Consider the following 404-nt stretch of genomic DNA (forward strand, 5'->3'; position numbering starts at 1 on the left):
TTTTTGGACAATGCCTTTGAAGACTCAAAATTTTCATCATTTGCCAGATCAACATATTCATCCCTAAAAGTAAGAATGGCACTTGGTTCAATTCCTATTAAAGGAGAGCTTGCCGTAACTACATCTTTCAATAGCTCAATATTTCTATTGGCTATCTTTTTTGCATCTCTCAACAATCCTTTACTTAACCAGGCCCGGCCACTCTCAATGTGTTTTAGGATTACTACTTCGTAACCCAATTTTTCCAGTAATGTAATTGCTTTAATGCCAATCTCTGTATCGTTGTAGTTGGTAAATTCATCACAGAAAAGATGTACAGTTGGACGCTGGTTCGTAACCGCTGCTTCTTTCCTGGAACTTGCATTTTTTTTCCTAAACCAACTTTGTAAAGTGGTTTTATAAAG

1 pseudogene is annotated in these 404 nt (G+C 36.4%); it reads right to left on the reverse strand.

Annotated elements, in window-relative coordinates:
- Nucleotides 1-404, reverse strand: a pseudogene (locus I6F37_RS42895) (hypothetical protein); the annotation flags it as partial.

The sequence above is a fragment of the Bradyrhizobium sp. NBAIM08 genome (assembly GCF_020193935.1).
Lineage (GTDB): Bacteria > Pseudomonadota > Alphaproteobacteria > Rhizobiales > Xanthobacteraceae > Bradyrhizobium > Bradyrhizobium yuanmingense.